Below are 710 nucleotides of genomic sequence, written 5' to 3' on the forward strand. Positions count from 1 at the left end.
ACATCACTGGCGGCGGCACAAAGGGGCTGCTTGTTGAGCACGGCATCTTCGTCAAAACCGACCACCAAGCAACTATGGCTGAGGACATCGCCCAGCTCAGCAACGCCGTTCAACGGGCCTTCCTCACCGCCATCGAGACATCGTAGAGGATAATTGCGCCATGGCCCGACCTGAACAGGTTCCCGATCAAACACCCCGGTTTCGGCAGTTTCGCTACGACGCCACTGGCCTAGCCGGCAAGCGGTTGCGCCTCTTGACGGACATGCCCACAAATGATGCAGGTGACCCACAGGATTTACCGAGGGGTATTACCGACGTCATTGCCATCGACGACACGCCCAGCGTTTTCCTCAACGTCCGCGTCCATCCGCCAGATGACCCAACCCGTGTCGCGCTAGTGGCGTGGGACCAGCTCGCGCTTTACGAGTGAACGCCGATGAGGCTCGCATAAGTGGGAATAGCGGCACTGCTGACCTGCTCGGTACATGGACAGCTCTGGTCAGACGACACAGCGCATCTTCACAAACCCCTCTCTGTCAAGCTGGGTTGAGGCGCCGACAGATCATCGGCGAAGATTACAGTCCTTCAAAAGTGGTCGGCCGAATTGTCGGTGCTTGGTAAGTGTCAGCTCTCGGTGAGACGATCGCGCCGTGACGATCACCATCCCCATCCCCCGGGGGCACCCCAACCGGCGATTCCTGCGGTACGTG

1 protein-coding gene is annotated in these 710 nt (G+C 59.4%); it reads left to right on the top strand.

What is annotated here, in order from left to right:
* The first annotated feature begins 160 nt into the window (after positions 1 to 160).
* Entirely contained in the window at positions 161 to 430 is a 270-nt protein-coding gene (locus F6Q13_RS18740; protein WP_293059726.1) for a hypothetical protein, read from the top strand.
* The last annotated feature ends 280 nt before the right edge of the window (positions 431 to 710 follow it).

The organism is Mycobacterium sp., assembly GCF_008709575.1.
Classification (GTDB): domain Bacteria; phylum Actinomycetota; class Actinomycetes; order Mycobacteriales; family Mycobacteriaceae; genus Mycobacterium.